The sequence below is a fragment of the Clostridium bowmanii genome (assembly GCF_018861315.1).
Taxonomy (GTDB): domain Bacteria; phylum Bacillota; class Clostridia; order Clostridiales; family Clostridiaceae; genus Clostridium_AD; species Clostridium_AD bowmanii.
Genome location: NZ_JAHLDL010000107.1, coordinates 1 through 832, shown reverse-complemented (window position 1 = coordinate 832; position 832 = coordinate 1). Strand labels below are relative to the sequence as shown.

Annotated in this window: 1 protein-coding gene; it reads left to right on the top strand. The window is 32.7% G+C overall.

The window, feature by feature from the left end:
- Window positions 1-9: 9 nt before the first annotated feature.
- The coding region (locus tag KPL51_RS23075) for a transposase (RefSeq protein WP_312888858.1) at window positions 10-832 on the top strand (823 nt) is incomplete at its 3' end.

Below are 832 nucleotides of genomic sequence, written 5' to 3'. Positions count from 1 at the left end.
TCCACTGGCGTGTACCACCTTACTCTTTTCCACTTTCTTAAGGATAATAAATTTGATGCATTCATTATCAATCCACTCGTTACTAATTGTAACAAGAATAAGGATATAAGGAAAGTGAAAAATGATAAAAATGATTCTTTATCTATTGCCAGATTAGGAAAATATGAAGATATTAAGGTTTCAAGTGATATCGACTTTAATATTTTCTCATTAAAACTATTGGTTCGTGATTACTATAAGCTTATAGATGATCGAACAAGCTATAAGAAAAAACTTAGCAGTTCACTTACACTCTCTTTTAGTGGGTATCAAGACGTCTTCGCTAACACATGTAGCAATGCTTCAATAGGTATTTTAAAGACGTACCCAACTCCTCAATTAGTAATTTCAGCCCCAAAGAAAGATATTATTGATATTCTTCTTTGTTCAAGGAAAGGCATCAAGTGGGCTGAAAAAAAGTATGATGAACTAATTGAATGCGCAAATGCAGCTAAATATATAAGCCTTTCGGCTCCAAGGCTTTCAGTCTCAATAACAACTTGTATAGCACTATATGAAGCTATTGATAATGAAATAACTAAGCTATTAACTGAAATTAAAAGTTTTATTGACAGCGATGATCTTCCAGCCACACTAAATAAAAATATTGATTTATTAATGACACTTGGAGGCATTGGATACATCACAGCCATAACTTTACTTGCTGAAATTGGAGTTGTTGATAACTTTTTAAAACCTAAGCAGCTAGTCGCTTTTTTTGGTGTAGATCCAGCTGTAAATGAATCTGGTAAATTCAAAGGTGATAGAGTTAAAATGTCTAAACGTGGTACTC